Genomic DNA, 17,402 nt, shown 5'->3' with positions numbered 1-17,402 from the left:
CCAGCCAGCGGCGGATGCCGTGCGCGGCCAGCGTTGCGGTCGCAAAGCACCCCTGCAGCAGATAGCCGCCGGTCGGGGCTTCCCAATCGAGCATTTCGCCGGCGACGAAGACGCCGGGCCTCGCCGTCAGCATCAGATCATCGCTGAGCGCCGCGAGGGCAACGCCGCCGGCCGTCGAAATGGCGCGGGCGATCGGGCTGGGGGCGTTGAGGGTGACGGGCATCGCCTTGATGCGGACCGCCAGCGCCTTGGGATCGGGATCGAAATCGCAGCCTTCGCGCAGCAGCGAAATCGCCGCCGCCGACAGCCCGCCGGCCTTGCGCAAATGGTTGGTCAGGGTCTGGTGGCCGCGCGGGGCCTGCAAACGCTTGAGCAACGCCGCGCCCGTCAGATCGGGGCGCAGATCGAGGGTGATCACGGCGCTGCCGCTCGCTTCGATGGCGTCGCGCAAGGCGGCCCCGAAGGCATAGAGGAGGCTTCCTTCCACACCGGCGGCGGTGATCATCACCTCGCCGCGCTGGCTGCGGCCGGCGAAGGTCAGCGTCACCGGCTTCAGCGGCGCGCCGGCATGGCGGCTGCGGAAAATCTCCGACCACGCCACCGCAAACCCGCAATTGGCGGGGCGGAACGGGGTCACCGCGATGCCATTGGCGCGGAAGATCTCCGCCCAGGTGCCATCGGAGCCGAGATGCGGCCAGGAGGCGCCGCCGAGCGCGATCAGCGTCGCATCGGGGGTGACGCGCACGGGGCCGCCGGGGGTGTCGAAAGACAGCGCCGCGCCGTCCCAACCGGTCCAGCGGTGGCGTGGGGCGAAACCAACGCCTTGCCGGTCGAGTTTCTTCAGCCAGGCGCGCAGCAGCGGCGTTGCCTTCATGCATTCGGGATAGATGTGCCCGCTCGAGCCGACGAAGGTGTTCAACCCGAGATCGTGGCACCAGCGGCGCATGTCCTCGGGCGAAAACTGGGCCAGGGCGCGCGCCATCAGCGGCGCGGCGGCGCCGTATTTCTGGAGGAACGCCGGCAATTCTTCGCTGTGGGTCAGGTTGAGGCCGCCGCGGCCGGCGAGCAGGAATTTGCGCCCCAGGCTCGGCTTGTGGTCGTAGACGGTGACAGCGGCGCCCGCGGCGGCGAGAACTTCGGCCGCGCGCAATCCGGCGGGTCCGCCGCCAATGACGGCTATGTAAGGCACATCAACACCTGGAAATCCATTCGACGCTGTATGGCGGCAACGCCGCTTCGGCACAAGGCGGGCCCCGCGACCGCCTGCCCCAGGCTTCGCCGCGGCCGCGCCATCTTCGCTTGCCATGCTGGCCGGGACGGTGGGCTTTCTGGCGTGCCGCGACCGGGCATCAATCAATTCGCGGCAAGCATGGCGTATTTCGGCAATCGCACCATCAACCTGTTGAACCTGCATTACGCGATCCATTCGATCGCGGCGACCGGCGGTGGCGCCTTCTTCGCCGCTTATCTGGTCAAGGCGGGCGTGCCCATTTCCGGCGTTTTCGTCACGTTCGCCGCCATCCTGATCGGCCGCTTTCTGATCCGCCCGGTGATCGTTGGGCTGGCGGCGCGCCACGGCATGCGCCTGCTCATCATCCTCGGCACCATCCTGAACGCCGGGCAGTATCCGCTGCTCGCCATGGTCCACGGCGTCGGGGTGCCGCTGTACGCCATGATCGCGCTCGGCGCGGTCGCCGACACGCTGTACTGGCCCTGCTATCACGCCTATTTCGCCCGCCTTGGCGACGACGACGCGCGCGGCCAGCAGATCGGTGTGCGCGAGGCGATTGCCGCGCTGATCGGCGTCGTCAGTCCGCTTGCCACCGGGGCGCTGCTGGTGGCGTTCGGGCCCTTTATTGCTTTCGCCGTCAGTGCCGCCGCCGTCGCCGGTTCGGCGGTGCCGCTGCTCTTCACGCCCGAAGTGCCGATCGAACGCACCGTACCGCACGCCTATCGCGCCTCAGTGCCGGGCGTGCTGCTGTTCGTCGGCGACGGCTTCATTGGCGGCATCTATCTGTTCGTCTGGCAGGTCGGCCTGTTTTTGTCGTTGAAACAGGATTTCCTGTCGTTCGGCGGGGCGCTGGCGATTGCCGCGGTGGTCGGCGCCGTCGCCGGACTGGTGCTCGGCCGCCAGATCGACAACGGCAACGGCCGCCGCGCCGTCACCATTGCCTACGGAACCTTGTCGCTGATCGTGGTGCTGCGTGCCGCCGCCATCTCCCATCCGGCGCTGGCGGTGACCGCCAATGCCCTCAGCGCCATCGGCAATTGCCTGTTCATCCCGACCCTGATGGCGGTCGTCTATACCCTCGCCAAAGCCGCGCCCTGCACGCTGCGCTTTCACGTTGCCGCCGAAGCCGGCTGGGATGCCGGCGGCGCCACCAGCCTTCTCACCGCCGCCCTGCTGATCTGGCTCAAGGTGCCGCTGTCGGCGGTGCTGCTGTTGGCGCTGATCGGCACCCTTTGGCAGATCACGCTGCTCCGGCTGCACTATCGCCGCCGGGCGCCGGCGAGTTGACAGGCCGCCGTGGGGCAGCGCTATGGTAGCGCAAACATAAGCCCTTCGGGGCGCGGGAGGACCCATGCGCGATCTGGTGCTGGCGGGATTTCTTCTGGCAGGGCAGGCGATCGCCGGTCCGCTCGGCGTGTTCGACGCCCATGGCGACATCGGCAAGGTCGCTCCGCCCGGAACGGCGGTGTACGACGCCGGGCGCTATACCCTCACCGCCGCCGGCGCCAATCTGTGGGCCAAGGAAGACGCCTTCCATTTCGCCTGGAAGAAGCTCGCCGGCGATTTCGCCCTGACCGCCGATATCGCCTTTCCGCCCAAGACCTACGCCCACGATCCCAATCCGCATCGTAAAGCGGTGCTGATGATCCGTGCGAGCCTCGACGCCGACGCCGCCTATGTCGACGTTGCGGTGCACGGCAACGGGCTGACGGCGCTGCAATACCGGCGCGTCAAAGGCGGGCCGACCGAGGACATCGAACTCGCCATCGCGCTGCCCAAAACGGTGCGGCTGGAAAAGCGCGGCGACACGATCCAACTCCTGATCAGCCAAAACGGCGAGCCGTTGCATCTGGTCGGTGCTGCAACCAAACTGCATTTCGCCGAACCGTTCCTGGTCGGCATCGGCCTGACGGCGCACGACCCGGACACCACCGACACCGCGACGTTCTCCAACCTGACGCTGGCTCCGCCGGCACCGCTGGCGGACAAGCGCACGACGTGGTCGGCGCTGAAAGTCATCAAGATCGACGAAGGCGCGCCCACCACCACGGTCATCACGCACACCAAAGGCATCTTCGAAGCGCCGAACTGGACGCCGGGCGCTTTCGTCATCAACGAGAACGGCCATTTCTATCGCATCGCGCTGCTTGATCCGGCGGCCGGCGGTCCCCGCGAGCCGTTCGATGTCGCCGGGCTTTCCGGCTGCTGGGGCGAGCATGCGTTTTCGCCCGACGGCAAATGGTTTGCGCTCTCCTGCCCCGCAGCCGGCGAACACGGCCCCGACGTGCATCTGGTGGCGATGACGAACGGCAAAGCCAGCGGCCCGGCGCGGCGCCTGACCTCGCAGCCGATCTCGTTCTTCCACGGCTGGTCGCCCGACGGCGCCAGCATCGTTTTCACCTCCATCCTTGGCAGCCACGAGGACATCTACACCGTGCCGACCGCGGGCGGTGCGCCCAAGCGGCTGACGACGGAAGGCCTCAACGACGGCGGCGAATACTCCGCCGACGGACGATTCATCTATTTCAATTCCAACCGCTCCGGCACGATGCAGATCTGGCGCATGAAGAGCGACGGTTCCGATCTGACCCAGATCACCGCCGACGGCTTCGACAACTGGTATCCGCACCCCTCGCCCGACGGCAAATGGCTGGCGGTGCTGAGCTATAAGCAGGGCGAAGCGACAAGCAGCCATCCGCTCGACAAGGACGTTGCGCTGCGCCTGATCCCGCTCGCCGGCGGAGCGCCGCGCCTTTTGACCACGCTGGTCGGCGGCCAGGGCACCTTCGATTCACCGTGCTGGTCGCCGGATTCGGCGCTGATCTCGTTCGTCAGCTACGACGAACTCCCAGAATAAAAGAGGAAGCCCCCATGAAAATCCTGAGCGCGCTGGCGCTGACAGTGGCCGTCACCGGCCTTGCGTTTGCGGCCCCGACGCGGCCCGCCATCACCGGCGTGTCGCATCTCGCGGTCTATTCCGCCGACCTGGCGAAGTCGGACACCTTCTACACCGTCACACTCGGCGCCGTGAAACGGCCCGATCCGGAAGACGCGCACGGCGTGCGCTATTACTTCAATCCGCGCCAGTTTGTGGAAGTGCTGCCGCTGCCGCCAACCGCCGCGCCCAAGATGCGGATGGCCCACGCCGCCTTCACCACCGCCGATGCCGAGGCCTTGCGCAAATATCTCGCCGCGGGTCATGTCAAGGTGCCGAAGAAGGTGACCGCCGGCAGCGATGGTTCCAAATGGTTCGAGGTCGCCGACCCGGAAGGCAATCAGATCCAGTTCCTCGAGCTGCCGAAGACTTTGCCCGACGTGCCGGTCAATCCCTTATCCGGCCATATCATCCATGTCGGCATGATCACCCACGACCGCGCCCTGATGGACAAGTTCTGGCGCGATCTTTTGGGCTTCCGCGGCTATTGGGCCGGCGGCATGCATCCCGATCAGCCGACCTGGATCTCGCAGCAGGTGCCCGATGGGCGCGACTGGATGGAATACATGATCGTCTCGGGACCCGAAAAGACCGGCATCCCGGCGACCATGACCCAGGGGACCGCCGGCGTCCTCAACCATTTCGCCCTCGGCGTCGGCAACATGGAGAAGACCGTCACCATCCTCACCGCCGGCGAGCGCTATAGCGAGAAAGATGCCCACGACGGTCCCAAGATCGGCGCCGACGGCAAGTGGCAGTTCAACCTCTACGATCCCGACGGCACCCGGGCCGAGTTCATGGAATTTCACGCGGTGGTGAAACCCTGCTGCACCCCCTTCACCGCCCCCGATCCGGACGAGTGAACCGGCCGGCGGCATCCACTCCCGTCATCCCCGGCTGAGCTAGCGTAGCGCAGCGAAGGAAAGGGGACCCAGGTATGCACAACGCGACGCTCTCAAAGAACGTGCCGCGGTGCTGTGCTTTCGCCGGTTTGCCGGTGTTGAGTCCTGGATCCCCTTCCCCTGCGCTGCTGCCGCAGCTCCGGCCGGGGATGACATTTTGGGTTAGATGGCGCCCACCCTGCTAACCACCCCGCCATGCCGCCATCCGCCGCAGCGGGCGCCTTCCTGCCGCCACCCCTTTGCGCTAGGGGTAGGGCGACGTTCGCAGTCCGGTCCTCGTGAAACACCTGTCGTCCCGCCTCAGTTTCAGCCAATTCGCCTCCGGCTCGGTGTCGGGGGTGTTTTTGCCGTTTTTCGGCGCTTCGCTGGCCTGGCGCGGGCTGTCGGCGGACCAGATCGGGCTACTCCTGTCGATGGCGCTGATGCTGCGGGCCCTCGCCGGACCGCTGTCGGGGATTTTCGCCGACGCCCGCAACGACCGCCGCGCCGTCATGCTGGTGCTGTACTGGATCATGGTCGCCGGCTTCGGCGCGCTCAGCGTGGTCGGCTCGCCGCTGCTGATCTTCCTGGTCGCGGTGCCGGCCTATGTCGCCTATGGCGCCGCCACCCCGCTCTTGGAAAGCGTGTCGGTGCGCCTGGCCGAGCGCTTCGGCTTCGATTACGGCCGGGTGCGCATCTGGGCCTCGTCGGCGTTCGTGGTGATGAACATCACCGGCGGCGTGGTGGTGAAATTTCTCAGCCTTGGCGCCGTCGCGCCGCTGCTGACCATTGGCGCGGCGCTGTGCATCGTCTCCACCATGATCCTGCCGGCGCCGCCCGCCGCCGAGGGCCGCGCGCCGCTCGGGGTTCGCCTTAAGGCGACGCTCGACGAAACGCGCGAACTGTTGCGCTCGCGGGTATTTCTCATCTTCCTGGCGGCGGCGAGTTTCGAGCAGGCGACCCACGCCTTCTATTACGGCTATGGCGGCCTGCACTGGAAAGCGATCGGCTATTCCGAAATGCTGATCGGCATCATCTGGCCGCTTGGCGTGCTCGCCGAGATCGCGCTGTTCTCGCAGGCGCTGCGGGTGCACAAGCTGCTCGGCCCGTCGAAGCTGCTGTTGGCCGGCGGCCTGATCGCGGTGGTGCGCTGGACCATCCTGTCGTTCGATCCGCCACTGCCGCTGGTGGTGTTCGCCCAGTTCCTGCATGGCGGCACTTTCGCGCTCGCCCATCTCGGCGCTGTGTTCTTCATCCTGCGCGCCGTGCCGCCGCGGCTGGCCGCCACCGCCCAGAGCCTTTATTTCGTCGGCAGCCAGGGCGTGATGATGGGATTGGCGACGCTCGCCATCGGTCCGGTCTATTCCTCGCTCGGGGGACGGGCCTATCTGATGATGACCGCGCTCGGCGTGGTATCGATCGGCTTCACGCTGTTGATGGCGCGCTGCTGGCACGGCGAAGCCATCATCGACGGCGGCCAGCACGAGCACATCGACACGATCTGAGCGGCGGACGTTCACCCAGAGTCACGCGAGCGCCAGACTCCCCCTCGGTGTCATGGCCCGCGACTGCGGGCAATCCAGGTGTCATCTGGCACAACCCCTAAGATCGCGACAGATTTAACCTGGGCCGCCCGCATTTGCGGGCGATGACAGTGTTGGGGTGGCAATCTCACATCAAAGTCCGCCGCCCTAGAACAGCCCTTCGATCTGGCCTTTGTCGTTGAGGCCGATCTTGTCGGCGGCGGGCAGGCGCGGCAGGCCGGGCATGGTCATGATGTCGCCGGCGATGACGACCACGAACTCGGCGCCGGCCGAGAGCCTCACCTCGCGCACCTTGACCATGTGATCGGTTGGGGCGCCGCGCTTCTCCGCGTCGGTCGAGAAGGAATACTGCGTCTTCGCCATGCACACCGGCAGATGGCCAAACCCGGCGCTTTCCAATTCGTCGAAGCGGGCCCGCGTCGCCGAATCGGCGCTGATGCCATTGGCACCATAGATGGTGCGCGCCACAGTCTGGGTCTTCTCCCACAGCGGCATGTCCACCGGATAGAGCGGCCGGAACTCGGACTTGGTCGTGGTGCAGGTTTCCACCACCTGCTCGGCGAGATCGATCACGCCCTTGCCGCCGAGCGCCCAGCCACGGCTGATGTGGGCCGGGCAATCGGCCGATTTGGCGATTTCGACGACGCGCTGCATTTCCTCTTCCGCATCGCCAAGGAACTGGTTGACGGCGACGATCACCGGCACGCCGAATTTTTTCACGTTGCGGATATGGCGTTCGAGATTGGCGGCGCCGCGCTCGATCGCGCCCATATTGGGCTTCCTTAAATCCTCTTTCGCCACGCCGCCGTGATGCTTCAGCGCGCGCACGGTGGCGACGATCACAGCCGCGGCCGGCTCGAGCTTCGCCTTGCGGCATTTGATGTCGAAGAATTTCTCCGCCCCGAGATCGGCGCCGAACCCGGCTTCGGTGATGACGTAATCGGCGAGCTTCAGCGCCGCGCGTGTCGCCACCACCGAATTGCAGCCATGGGCGATGTTGGCGAACGGGCCGCCATGGACGAACACCGGATTGTTCTCCAGCGTCTGCACCAGATTGGGCAGCAGCGCATCTTTCAACAACACGCTCATGGCGCCGGGGGCATTCAGCTCCTTGGCGGTGACATAGCGCCGGTCGCGGGTCTGGCCGACGACGATGTTGCCGAGCCGGCGTTCGAGATCCTTCAGATCGCTGGCAAGGCAGAGGATCGCCATCACTTCCGAGGCGACGGTGATGTCAAAGCCGTCTTCGCGCGGAAAGCCGTTGGCAATGCCGCCGAGCGAGGAGGTGATGGTGCGCAGGGCCCGGTCGTTCATGTCGAGACAGCGGCGCCAGGAAATGCGGCGGGCATCGAGCCCCAAGGAATTCGACCAGTAGATATGGTTGTCGATCATCGCCGCGAGGAGGTTGTTGGCCGCGGTGACGGCGTGGAAATCGCCGGTGAAATGGAGATTGATGTCCTCCATCGGCACCACTTGGGCATAGCCGCCGCCGGCGGCGCCGCCCTTCATGCCGAAACATGGCCCCAGCGAGGGTTCGCGCAACGCCGCAGTGGCGCGATGGCCCAGCCGATTGAGGGCGTCGGTGAGGCCGACCGTGGTGGTGGTCTTGCCTTCGCCGGCCGGGGTGGGGGTGATCGCCGTGACCAGGATCAACTTGCCATCGGGCCGCTCCTTCAGGCCGGGGATGTCGTCGAGCGCGATCTTGGCCTTGGCGCGGCCATAGGGGATCACCGCCGCGTCGGGAATGCCGAGTTTATGGGCAATTTCGAGGATCGGCTTCATCCGCGCCTCGCGCGCAATCTCGATATTGCTGCGGACGTTCTGTTCCTGAAATTCCATTGCCAAGCCCTTCCCAAGGCAGGTGATATGCAATGGGGAGGATACCGTAATGGCGACGCCGCGATCAGACGGCGGTTTTGCAACGCGGGTGTGCGTTTGCGTAAACGTCCATCAGCTTACGGACGTCGATCTCGGTATAGGTCTGGGTGGTCGACAGTGAGGCATGGCCCAGAAGTTCCTGCACGGCGCGCAGTTCGCCGCCATTGGCGAGCAGATGGGTTGCAAACGAATGGCGCAAGGCGTGCGGCGTCGCCCGCTCCGACAGCCCGAGGCGCGAGCGCAGGCGCTGCATCAAGGCTTGGGCCTCGCGCGGGCTCATGGCTTTGCCGGTGCGCGACAGGAACAACGGGCCGTGCGGGCCGGATGCAAACGGCAGCCGCGCGACATAGGCGTCGGCGGCGTGGCGGACCGCCGCGAGCAAGGGCACGGCACGCTCCTTCTTGCCTTTGCCGACGACGGTGAGGGTATCGCCGAGCGGAACATCGCCGCGCTTCAGGCTGAGACCTTCGGAAATGCGAAGCCCCGCGCCGTAAAGCAGGGTCAAGAGGGCCACATCGCGGGCCGCGATCCATTCGACGTCATTCTCGCCGGCTTCGGCAAGGGTGCGGGCGGCATCGGTTTCGGAGAGCGGCCGCGGCAAGGTCTTGGCGATACGCGGGCTCCTCACCGCCCGCGCCGCCGCGTTTTCGACAATGTCCTCGCGCGCCAGAAAGCGGAAAAAACTGCGCACGGCGGCGAGCGCCCGCGACACACTGCGCGGGGACAGCCCGTCGTTGCGGCGCTGGGTGATGAAAGCGCGGATATCGGCCGGCGTCAGGGTCTTCAGATCGCGCTCGGTCGGGGCGCCGCCGAGATGGTCGGTCAGGAATGCGAGGAAGCGATCGAGGTCGTCGCCATAGGCACGCAAGGAATGCGGGCTGGCGCGGCGCTCATGGGCGAGGCCGTCGAGCCAATCGGCTTTCAGAACAGTGGCGGCTTTCAGGGCCTGGGGAGATCGAGCCATGCGCGGATTGCCCGTTCCAGCGCCCGCGCGAACAGCCCGAGATCGGCTTCGCTGTCGCGCCCGTCAAAGCCGTTCTCGGCCAGCGAACCCAGCACGTAGAGCGCCGGCTGCGCCCCGATGCGCAAGCGGAACGCCGCCAGACTGCGATAGCCGGTACGCCCGAACAACAATTCGCCGCCGCCCGACAGGATCGCGCCCATGCCGTCGGGACCGACAACCGCCGTCACCGTGCCGGGCTGGATCAGGCGCACGCCATCGCAGCGCGTCGCCTGGGCAATGCCGTCGGCCGCCTCGATGCAGAACACGGCGCGATCGGCTCCGAACGCCGGCGCCGCCGCCGTCGCCACCGCAATCGCCTCGGCAAACGAACGCGCATCGATGAGATCGAGCACCGCCCGTTTGACGCCGTCACTGAGGCGCACGCCCCGCGTCTGGGTCGCCTTCAGCGCGCCCAGTTCCGCCCTCAGCGCCTGATTTTCGCTGCGCAGCTTTTCCAGGGCATAGCGGGTCAGATCGATGACGCCTTCGCCCGGATCGCGCGCCGGCAGCAGCAGCGACAAAAGCTCGCCATCGGCCGCCAGCGCCGCCCGATGCATCCGCACATAGGCCTTCACCGCCTCGGCGGCGGCGATCTGCGGTTCACGGGACGGTGCGCTTTCGCTCATTCTGGTATTGCAGGCCGTGATAAATGACAGTGACGAGGTTCGGGAATCGTGATTCGCAAGTCTAACGCATGACGGCGCCTCTTCTGAAGTCCGGCGATGCCGATTGCGGCCGTGCTGGCGTTTTGCTGCCACTGCCGCTGGCGGGCGCCTATGACTACAAGCTCGCGGTTCCCTTTCGCCGCGGCTTGATCGTGTCGGCGCCGCTGGGCCCGCGCATTTCCATCGGGGTGGTGTGGAGCGCGCCGCAAGGCGGTGTTGAGGAATCGCGGCTGAAACAAGCGGTGCCGTTCGACGGCGAACCGGCGCTGCCCGAGGGGCTGTGCGACTTCGTCGATTGGGTGGCACAGTATACATTGACGCTGCCCGGCCTGGTGCTGGCGATGGCGCTGCGCTCGCGCCAGGCGCTGGAACCGGAAACCGCCCGCATCGCTTATCTGCGCGGGAGCGGCGCGCCGAAAAAAATGACGCCCTCTCGTCAACGGGTGCTCGAAATCGCCGGCCATGGCGTGGCGCGATCGGTGCCGCAGCTCGCCGAAGAAGCCAACGTGACGCCGGCCGTGGTGCGCGGACTGATCGATTGCGGCGCGCTCTGCGCCGTGGAACTGCCGGAATTCGATCCCCTGCCGGTGCCCGAGGCCGATTTCGCCGCGGTCAAGCTCAACACCGAACAGGACCTCGCCGCCCATGTGATGAAAGGCGCGGTGAAGGGCAAGCGCTTCGGCGTGTCGCTGCTCGATGGCGTCACCGGCTCGGGCAAGACCGAGACCTATTTCGAAGCGGTCGCCGAAGCGTCGCGGCTGGGCCGGCAGGTGCTGATCCTGCTGCCGGAAATCGCGCTCACCGTGCAGTTCCTCGACCGTTTCGCGGCGCGCTTCGGGGCGCGGCCGGCGGAATGGCATTCCGATCTCTCCCAGCGCGAGCGCCGCCGCATCTGGCGCGCGGTGATGAAAGGCGACGCGCGCGTCGTGGTCGGCGCCCGCTCGGCGTTGTTCCTGCCGTTCAACGACCTCGGCCTCATCGTCGTCGATGAAGAGCATGAGCAGGCCTACAAGCAGGAAGACGGCGCCGTCTATCACGCCCGCGACATGGCGGTGGTGCGCGCCCGCATCGAGAATTGTCCGGTGGTGCTGGCGAGCGCGACGCCATCCTTGGAAAGCTATGTCAACGCCGAGACCGGACGCTATGCCCATTTGCGCCTGCGCAGCCGTCATGGCGCGGCGGTGCTGCCCGATGTCCGCCTGATCGATATGCGCGCCGACCGCGGCGATCCCGGCACGTTTTTGTCACCGACCTTGCGCGCGGCCTTGGCGATCACCGTCGGCGCCGGCGAACAGGCGATGCTGTTCCTCAACCGCCGCGGTTATGCCCCCCTCACCTTGTGCGAAGCCTGCGGCCATAAGCTGGTTTGCAAGAATTGCTCGGCGTGGCTGGTCGAGCATCGCTATCGCAAGCGCCTGGTCTGCCATCATTGCGGCTTCGAGACCGGGCTGCCGAGCGAATGTCCCGAATGCCATACGGAGGGCGCGTTCACGGCGTGCGGACCGGGCGTCGAACGGGTGATGGAGGAATTCAAGCTCACCTTCCCCGATGCGCGGGTGGCGATCGCCTCCTCCGACACCATGAGCGGACCAGCGGAAATGCAGGCCGCCATTCGTGCCATGATGAAACGCGAAATCGATGTCCTGATCGGCACCCAGATCGTCGCCAAGGGCCATCATTTCCCGCAACTGACGCTGGTCGGCATTGTCGATGCCGATCTTGGCGGCTCCGACGGCGATCTGCGGGCGCGCGAGCGGACGTTCCAGTTGCTGCATCAGGTGGCGGGACGCGCCGGTCGCGCCGAAAAGCCGGGCCTCGTGCTGATGCAGACGCGCAATCCCAAAGACGCGGTGATGCAGGCACTGATTTCCGCCGATCGCGACGCGTTCTATGCCCAGGAAACCAAATACCGCCAGGCCTCCCACGCGCCGCCGTTCGGGCGGCTGGCGGCGATCATCCTTTCCGGTCACGACGGCGATGCGGTGCGTGAGGCCGGCAAGATTCTCGCCAAAACCGCACCCTTCGCCCGCGGTATCAAGGTGTGGGGGCCGACACCGGCCTTCTATGCCCTGCTGCGCGGCCAGACCCGCGAACGGCTGCTGGTGCAGACGGAAAAATCGATCGACATCCAGGCCTATCTGCGCGCTTGGCTGGCGGCCTCGACCCTGCCAAAAAACGTGCGCGTGGTGGTCGACGTCGATCCGGTGAGTTTTTTCTGAGACGCCGTTATCGCGTTCGTAAGCATTGCGTATAAATCGTCTCGGCGCGGCGGGCCTGGGTGGCGGTGTCGAAGCCTTGCTCGGCAGCTTCGGATTTGGCGGCGGCGGCGGCTTGACGGCACCAGTCGGCGGTCGGCAGTGCTGGGGCCGCGGCAGGCGGAGGTGGCGGTTTGGGAGCGTCGAGAAAGGCGAAGGTGTGATCCCAGCCTGGGCCGGTGCAGCCCGCCACGACCAATCCGGCAACCACCATCACAACCAACCGCATTTGATCTCCTAGGCCATGCGCAAATCGCTCTTGGCGAACACGTCGCTGGTGGCCAGCAGCGGGGCCTCCAGCGCTTTGGCGGCGCCATAGGCAAAGCAATCGCCGAGCGACCAGCGCCCGCCACCATAGGCGAGAAACCCGGTGCGCGCCCACGATGTCTGTGCGGCATCCACCGGGCGCTGGGCGATGCGGCTCTGGCGCAGGAACGCCGACAGCACCGGCGCCGGGTCGTCGTAGCGCTGCGCCAGGGTGAGCAGCACATCCATCGCCGACACCGGCGACATCAGGACATCGGGCGCCTCGCAGATCTTGGCAGCGATGGCATTGCAGCCGGGGGCGTTGGTGAGGAGCGTCAACACTGCCGAGGAATGGATCACGATCATAGCTGATCCCCCTTCGGTTTGAGCGCGGCCTGCAAACTGCCGAGGCTGGCGAGGTACTCGGTGAGGGGTTGCTTGCCCCGGCCGCGCTTGACCCGCTCCAGCCGCTCGGCAACCGCATTATGGACGGCGATGGTCAGTTTCTCACCGGTCAGACCCGACAACTCACGAATGGCGGCTTCCGTCGCCGTATTCTTGATATTTAAGCCCATTTCTCCCTCCGTTGGGCAGAAAATAGCTCAATTGGGTAGAATATGGGAGGTATTTGAGACAAATCTTTCGGCCGATCTACCGAAATCATCAACCATAATAAGCAAAAAGGGCAGACTTTCATCTGCCCTATCGCCTGAATTCTATACCAAAACAATCTACCCCAAGGTCCGCACATCTACCAAATGGCCGGTGACGGCGGCGGCGGCGGCCATCGCGGGGCTGACGAGGTGGGTGCGCCCGCCGCGGCCCTGGCGGCCTTCGAAGTTGCGGTTGGAGGTCGAGGCGCAGCGCTCGCCCGGGGCCAGCCGGTCGGCGTTCATGGCTAGGCACATCGAGCAGCCCGGCTCACGCCATTCAAAGCCGGCGGCGAGGAACACCTGATCGAGGCCTTCCTGTTCCGCCTGTTCCTTCACCAGCCCCGAGCCCGGCACCACCATGGCTGAGACATGGGCGGCAACTTTCCGCCCTTTGGCGATGGCGGCGGCGGCACGCAGGTCTTCGATGCGCCCGTTGGTGCAGGAGCCGATGAACACCCGGTCCACGGTGACGCTGCTGAGCGGCGTGCCGGGGGTCAAATCCATATAGGCCAGCGCCCGTTCCACCGCCGCCTTCTTGGCCGGATCGGTCACAACGGCCGGATCGGGGACCACCGCGGTTACCGGCAGCGCCTGTTCCGGCGAGGTGCCCCAGGTCACCATCGGCACCACGTCCCTGGCGTCGAGCACAATTTCGGCGTCGAAATGGGCGTCCGGGTCCGACGTAAGAAGCTTCCAGGTCGCCACCGCGGCTTCGAAAGCGGCGCCCTTGGGGGCCCGCGGCCGACCGGCAATGTAGGCGAAGGTGGTGTCGTCGGGGGCGATCAGGCCGGCGCGGGCGCCACCTTCAATCGTCATGTTGCACAGGGTCATGCGACCCTCCATCGACAAGGCGCGCACCGCCTCGCCAGCGAATTCAATGACATAACCGGTGCCGCCGGCGGTGCCGATCCGGGCGATGACGGCCAGGGCCAAATCCTTCGCCGTAACACTGTTCGGCAGAACACCGTTCACCTGCACCCGCATGTTCTTGGACTTGGGCACCAACAGCGTCTGGGTCGCCAGCACATGCTCGACTTCCGACGTGCCGATGCCGAACGCCAGCGCCCCGAAGGCGCCGTGGGTGGAGGTGTGGCTGTCGCCGCAGACAATGGTGGTGCCCGGCAGGGTGAAGCCTTGCTCGGGGCCGACAATGTGGACCACGCCCTGACGGATATCGTCCATGGCGAGGTATTCGACCCCGAACTCCTTGGTGTTGCGCTCCAAAGTTGCGATCTGCTCGGCACTTTCCGGATCAGCGATGCCTTTGGCGCGGTCCTGGGTCGGCACGTTGTGGTCGGCGACGGCCAGCGTCTTTTCCGGGCGGCGTACCGTGCGGCCCGAATTGCGAAGACCCTCGAATGCCTGGGGGCTCGTCACCTCATGCACGAGGTGGCGGTCGATATAGAGAATGCTCGATTCCCCCGGTGCCTCATGCACCAGATGGGCGTCCCAGATCTTGTCGTAAAGGGTAGCCATCACTTCACCTTTGTTACCGGACGGCTAACAACACCAGCCGGCGCCGTCGCGCAAGTCCCTTAAAGGCCTAGCGGCCGCTGGCGACATAAACCACCAATGCGATGATGGCGAGCGCCACCGCCTGGGCGACGATGCGATAGCGCATCAGTACATTCGACCAGCGCGCCGAGGTGGTGCCGCCGATCGCCATCACCGCAATCCCGGCGAACAGCACCGCCGCAACGACGCCCAGCATGAGGAGAATGACGATCTTCGCCATCATGCCAGTTCGTCCACTTCGGCGTCGGAGAGATTGCCCGGCACGATCGTCACCGGAATCGCCTGCACTTTGGTGGCGAACAGTTTCACCAGCGGCCCGGGGCCATCCTTGGAGGTGCCGGCGGCCAAGACCAGGATGGAGATGTCACGGTCGCGCCGGATCAGCTCCATCAGGCTTTCGGCCGCCTCGCCATGCTCGATGATCAATTCGGGAACGAGCCCGGTCAGCTCGTTGATGGTTTTCGCCGCGTCATAGACCAGGGCTTCGGCGTCCTGATGGGCCTCGTCCATCATGATCTCTTCCACCCCGCCCCACTGGCTGAAATCGACCGGCGCCGTGACGCACAGCAGCGTCATCCGCCCGGCCGTGTGCTGCGCCCGGCGCGCCGCAAACCGCACCGCGACCCGGCACTCGGGCGTCTTGTCGATCACCACCAGGAACTTGCGGACCTCGGTCGCCATACCATGAGCCTGACACCAAGCCGGGGACGGGAGCAAGGGTCGCTCAAGTGACCGGCAGTTTCGCCTTCAACTCGTACAGCACTTCCAGCGCCTGTTTCGGCGTCAGGGCGTCGGGGTCGACCGCACGAAGCGCTTCTTCTAGCGCGCTCTCGTCCTTCTTGACGGGGGCCGTCACCGCGAACAGCGGCAGGTCGTCGATCCTTGCCAGCGGCTTGTGGCCTTCGCGGCCGTCTTCCAGCGCCTTCAGCACCTCCTGGGCGCGGCCGACCACGGCTTGCGGCAGGCCGGCCAGCTTGGCGACATGAATGCCGTAGGAGCGGTCGGCGACGCCCGGCACCACCTCGTGCAGGAAGACGATGCTGTCGTTCCATTCGCGCACCCGCATGGTGACGCACGCCATCGCCGACAGCCGCTCGGCCAGCGCCGTCATCTCGTGATAGTGGGTGGCGAACAGGGCGCGGGACTTGTTCTTCAAACACAGATGCTCGGCGGTCGCCCAGGCGATGGCGAGACCGTCGAAGGTCGCCGTGCCGCGGCCGATTTCGTCGAGAATGACGAGACTCTTGTCGCTCGCCTGATTGAGAATGGCGGCGGTCTCCACCATTTCCACCATGAAGGTGGAGCGCCCCGCCGCGAGATCGTCACCGGCGCCGACGCGGGAAAACAGCCGATCCACGACGCCGATATGGGCGGCATCGGCCGGCACGAACGAGCCCATTTGCGCCAGAATGGCGATCAGCGCGTTCTGGCGCAGGAAGGTCGACTTACCGGCCATGTTCGGGCCGGTGACCAGCCACAGCCGCTTGTCGCCGGAGAGGTTCACATCGTTCGGCACGAACGGCGCCCGCGCCGCATCAAGCGCGGCTTCCAACACCGGATGGCGGCCACGCACCAACTGAAACGCCTTGGAGGTATCGACCTTCGGCCGCACATAGCGTTTCGCCAAGGCAAGGTCGGCGAGCCCCGCCGCGACGTCGAGCACCGCCAGGCCTTCGGCGATTTTCGCCAGCATCGGCGCTAGCGCCAAGGCATCGGCCGCCATCTCGTCGAACAACTGCTTTTCGAGCGCCAGGGCTTGATCGCCGGCTTGGCTGATGCGGTTGGCGAGCGTCGACAGCTCGTCGGTCGAAAACCGCACCGCACCGGCCATGGTCTGGCGATGGCGATAGGCGGCATTGGTCATCAGCGCGTCGCCGTGCTGCGCCGTCACTTCGATGAAATAGCCGAGCACGCCGTTGTGCTTGATCTTGAGCGGAACGCCGGTTTCGTCGCGATAGCGGGTTTCGAGCCCGGCAATGACGCGGCGGGATTCATCGCGCAGCGCCCGCAATTCGTCGAGCGGAGCATGGGCGCCGGCACGAATGAACCCGCCATCACGGGCATAGAACGGCGGCTCAAGCACCAGCAGGTGAGTCAGCTTGGCATCCAGCGCCGAGACTGCAACGAGGCCATCAAGCAGGCCCGCCAGCGCCGTTTCGGCTTCGCCTTTGGCCACTGTCATGGCTTCGCGGATGGCGCGGGCGGCGGCGATGCCGTCGCGCAGGCACGCCAGATCGCGCGGACCACCCCGCTGGACCGATAGCCGCGCCACCGAGCGGGCGATATCGGGCGCAGCGCGCAGCTTGTCGCGCAAGGCTTCGGTCAGCTCGCGGGCGTCGACAAATTGGGCGACCGCATCCTGACGCGCTTCGATCGCCGCCACATCGGTCAGCGGCGCCGCCAGCCGTGAACCGAGCAAACGGGCACCCGCCGCCGTTACGGTACGATCGATCACCGACAGGAACGAGCCGCGGCGCTCGCCCGACAAGGTCTGCATCAACTCAAGATTGCGCCGCGTCGCCCCATCGATCGCCATGAAGGCTCCGACGCCTTCGCGCGCCAGAGGGCTGAGGGCGGGGATCCTGCCCTTTTGAGT

16 protein-coding genes are annotated in these 17,402 nt (G+C 66.1%); 5 read left to right on the top strand and 11 right to left on the bottom strand.

The window, feature by feature from the left end; genetic code table 11:
- The coding region (locus AC1P6P_RS03165; protein WP_481400984.1) for a TIGR03862 family flavoprotein at positions 1-1,189 on the bottom strand (1,189 nt) is incomplete at its 3' end.
- Positions 1,190-1,369: 180 nt separating this feature from the next.
- On the opposite strand from AC1P6P_RS03165, the gene AC1P6P_RS03160 reads away from it, so the two are divergent.
- From AC1P6P_RS03160 to AC1P6P_RS03145, 4 genes are all read left to right on the top strand, one after another.
- The gene (locus AC1P6P_RS03160) at positions 1,370-2,518 is read left to right on the top strand and encodes an MFS transporter (RefSeq protein ID WP_481400983.1); all 1,149 of its coding nucleotides are present in this window, start codon (positions 1,370-1,372) and stop codon (positions 2,516-2,518) included.
- 64 nt (positions 2,519-2,582) lie between these two features.
- Positions 2,583-4,088 (top strand): TolB family protein, encoded by a 1,506-nt coding sequence (locus AC1P6P_RS03155; protein ID WP_481400982.1) that lies wholly within the window; start codon positions 2,583-2,585, stop codon positions 4,086-4,088.
- A 14-nt stretch (positions 4,089-4,102) separates the two neighbouring features.
- Positions 4,103-5,029, top strand: a complete 927-nt coding sequence (locus tag AC1P6P_RS03150; protein WP_481400981.1) for a VOC family protein — start codon at positions 4,103-4,105, stop codon at positions 5,027-5,029.
- A 317-nt stretch (positions 5,030-5,346) separates the two neighbouring features.
- Positions 5,347-6,552 carry an MFS transporter gene (locus AC1P6P_RS03145; RefSeq protein ID WP_481400980.1) on the top strand — a complete coding sequence of 402 codons (1,206 nt, stop codon included), beginning with the start codon at positions 5,347-5,349 and terminating at the stop codon, positions 6,550-6,552.
- A 186-nt stretch (positions 6,553-6,738) separates the two neighbouring features.
- Here AC1P6P_RS03145 and AC1P6P_RS03140 read toward each other — a convergent pair whose 3' ends face one another.
- The 3 genes from AC1P6P_RS03140 to AC1P6P_RS03130 all read right to left on the bottom strand — a co-directional run bounded on the left by AC1P6P_RS03140 (position 6,739) and on the right by AC1P6P_RS03130 (position 10,098).
- The gene (locus AC1P6P_RS03140; protein ID WP_481400979.1) at positions 6,739-8,430 is read right to left on the bottom strand and encodes a formate--tetrahydrofolate ligase; all 1,692 of its coding nucleotides are present in this window, start codon (positions 8,428-8,430) and stop codon (positions 6,739-6,741) included.
- A gap of 64 nt (positions 8,431-8,494) precedes the next feature.
- Positions 8,495-9,433 (bottom strand): tyrosine recombinase XerC, encoded by a 939-nt coding sequence (locus AC1P6P_RS03135; protein WP_481400978.1) that lies wholly within the window; start codon positions 9,431-9,433, stop codon positions 8,495-8,497.
- The gene (locus AC1P6P_RS03130) at positions 9,409-10,098 is read right to left on the bottom strand and encodes a DUF484 family protein (protein ID WP_481400977.1); all 690 of its coding nucleotides are present in this window, start codon (positions 10,096-10,098) and stop codon (positions 9,409-9,411) included. The genes AC1P6P_RS03135 and AC1P6P_RS03130 overlap by 25 nt, the downstream gene beginning before the upstream one ends.
- A gap of 68 nt (positions 10,099-10,166) precedes the next feature.
- On the opposite strand from AC1P6P_RS03130, the gene AC1P6P_RS03125 reads away from it, so the two are divergent.
- The gene (locus tag AC1P6P_RS03125; RefSeq protein WP_481400976.1) at positions 10,167-12,356 is read left to right on the top strand and encodes a primosomal protein N'; all 2,190 of its coding nucleotides are present in this window, start codon (positions 10,167-10,169) and stop codon (positions 12,354-12,356) included.
- A 7-nt stretch (positions 12,357-12,363) separates the two neighbouring features.
- Here AC1P6P_RS03125 and AC1P6P_RS03120 read toward each other — a convergent pair whose 3' ends face one another.
- The 7 genes from AC1P6P_RS03120 to mutS all read right to left on the bottom strand — a co-directional run.
- Positions 12,364-12,621: a hypothetical protein gene (locus tag AC1P6P_RS03120; RefSeq protein ID WP_481400975.1), complete on the bottom strand. Its 258-nt coding sequence runs from the start codon at positions 12,619-12,621 to the stop codon at positions 12,364-12,366.
- An 8-nt stretch (positions 12,622-12,629) separates the two neighbouring features.
- Positions 12,630-13,004 carry a hypothetical protein gene (locus AC1P6P_RS03115; RefSeq protein WP_481400974.1) on the bottom strand — a complete coding sequence of 125 codons (375 nt, stop codon included), beginning with the start codon at positions 13,002-13,004 and terminating at the stop codon, positions 12,630-12,632.
- Positions 13,001-13,213: a type II toxin-antitoxin system VapB family antitoxin gene (locus AC1P6P_RS03110; protein ID WP_481400973.1), complete on the bottom strand. Its 213-nt coding sequence runs from the start codon at positions 13,211-13,213 to the stop codon at positions 13,001-13,003. Before AC1P6P_RS03110 ends, AC1P6P_RS03115 begins: the two co-directional genes overlap by 4 nt.
- 156 nt (positions 13,214-13,369) lie before the next feature.
- Positions 13,370-14,767, bottom strand: coding sequence for a 3-isopropylmalate dehydratase large subunit (leuC, locus tag AC1P6P_RS03105; RefSeq protein WP_481400972.1), 1,398 nt, complete (start codon positions 14,765-14,767; stop codon positions 13,370-13,372).
- Between the two features lie 67 nt (positions 14,768-14,834).
- Positions 14,835-15,029, bottom strand: coding sequence for a twin transmembrane helix small protein (locus AC1P6P_RS03100; protein WP_481400971.1), 195 nt, complete (start codon positions 15,027-15,029; stop codon positions 14,835-14,837).
- Positions 15,026-15,487 (bottom strand): universal stress protein, encoded by a 462-nt coding sequence (locus AC1P6P_RS03095; RefSeq protein ID WP_481400970.1) that lies wholly within the window; start codon positions 15,485-15,487, stop codon positions 15,026-15,028. The genes AC1P6P_RS03100 and AC1P6P_RS03095 overlap by 4 nt, the downstream gene beginning before the upstream one ends.
- A 43-nt stretch (positions 15,488-15,530) precedes the next feature.
- The coding region (gene mutS, locus AC1P6P_RS03090) for a DNA mismatch repair protein MutS (RefSeq protein ID WP_481400969.1) at positions 15,531-17,402 on the bottom strand (1,872 nt) is incomplete at its 5' end.

Source organism: Rhizomicrobium sp. (genome assembly GCF_056722145.1).
Note: the sequence above shows the minus strand (reverse complement) of the source record. Positions and strands in the feature narration are given on the sequence as shown.

Excerpts from the sequence above, each read along its gene's own strand:
- AC1P6P_RS03125 (WP_481400976.1), top strand. The coding sequence starts at position 10,167 with ATGACGGCGCCTCTTCTGAAGTCCGGCGATGCCGATTGCGGCCGTGCT.
- AC1P6P_RS03140 (WP_481400979.1), bottom strand. The coding sequence starts at position 8,430 with ATGGAATTTCAGGAACAGAACGTCCGCAGCAATATCGAGATTGCGCGC.
- leuC (WP_481400972.1), bottom strand. The coding sequence starts at position 14,767 with ATGGCTACCCTTTACGACAAGATCTGGGACGCCCATCTGGTGCATGAG.
- AC1P6P_RS03155 (WP_481400982.1), top strand. The coding sequence starts at position 2,583 with ATGCGCGATCTGGTGCTGGCGGGATTTCTTCTGGCAGGGCAGGCGATC.
- AC1P6P_RS03160 (WP_481400983.1), top strand. The coding sequence starts at position 1,370 with ATGGCGTATTTCGGCAATCGCACCATCAACCTGTTGAACCTGCATTAC.
- AC1P6P_RS03120 (WP_481400975.1), bottom strand. The coding sequence starts at position 12,621 with ATGCGGTTGGTTGTGATGGTGGTTGCCGGATTGGTCGTGGCGGGCTGC.
- AC1P6P_RS03115 (WP_481400974.1), bottom strand. The coding sequence starts at position 13,004 with ATGATCGTGATCCATTCCTCGGCAGTGTTGACGCTCCTCACCAACGCC.
- AC1P6P_RS03095 (WP_481400970.1), bottom strand. The coding sequence starts at position 15,487 with ATGGCGACCGAGGTCCGCAAGTTCCTGGTGGTGATCGACAAGACGCCC.
- AC1P6P_RS03150 (WP_481400981.1), top strand. The coding sequence starts at position 4,103 with ATGAAAATCCTGAGCGCGCTGGCGCTGACAGTGGCCGTCACCGGCCTT.
- AC1P6P_RS03135 (WP_481400978.1), bottom strand. The coding sequence starts at position 9,433 with ATGGCTCGATCTCCCCAGGCCCTGAAAGCCGCCACTGTTCTGAAAGCC.
- AC1P6P_RS03110 (WP_481400973.1), bottom strand. The coding sequence starts at position 13,213 with ATGGGCTTAAATATCAAGAATACGGCGACGGAAGCCGCCATTCGTGAG.
- AC1P6P_RS03130 (WP_481400977.1), bottom strand. The coding sequence starts at position 10,098 with ATGAGCGAAAGCGCACCGTCCCGTGAACCGCAGATCGCCGCCGCCGAG.
- AC1P6P_RS03100 (WP_481400971.1), bottom strand. The coding sequence starts at position 15,029 with ATGATGGCGAAGATCGTCATTCTCCTCATGCTGGGCGTCGTTGCGGCG.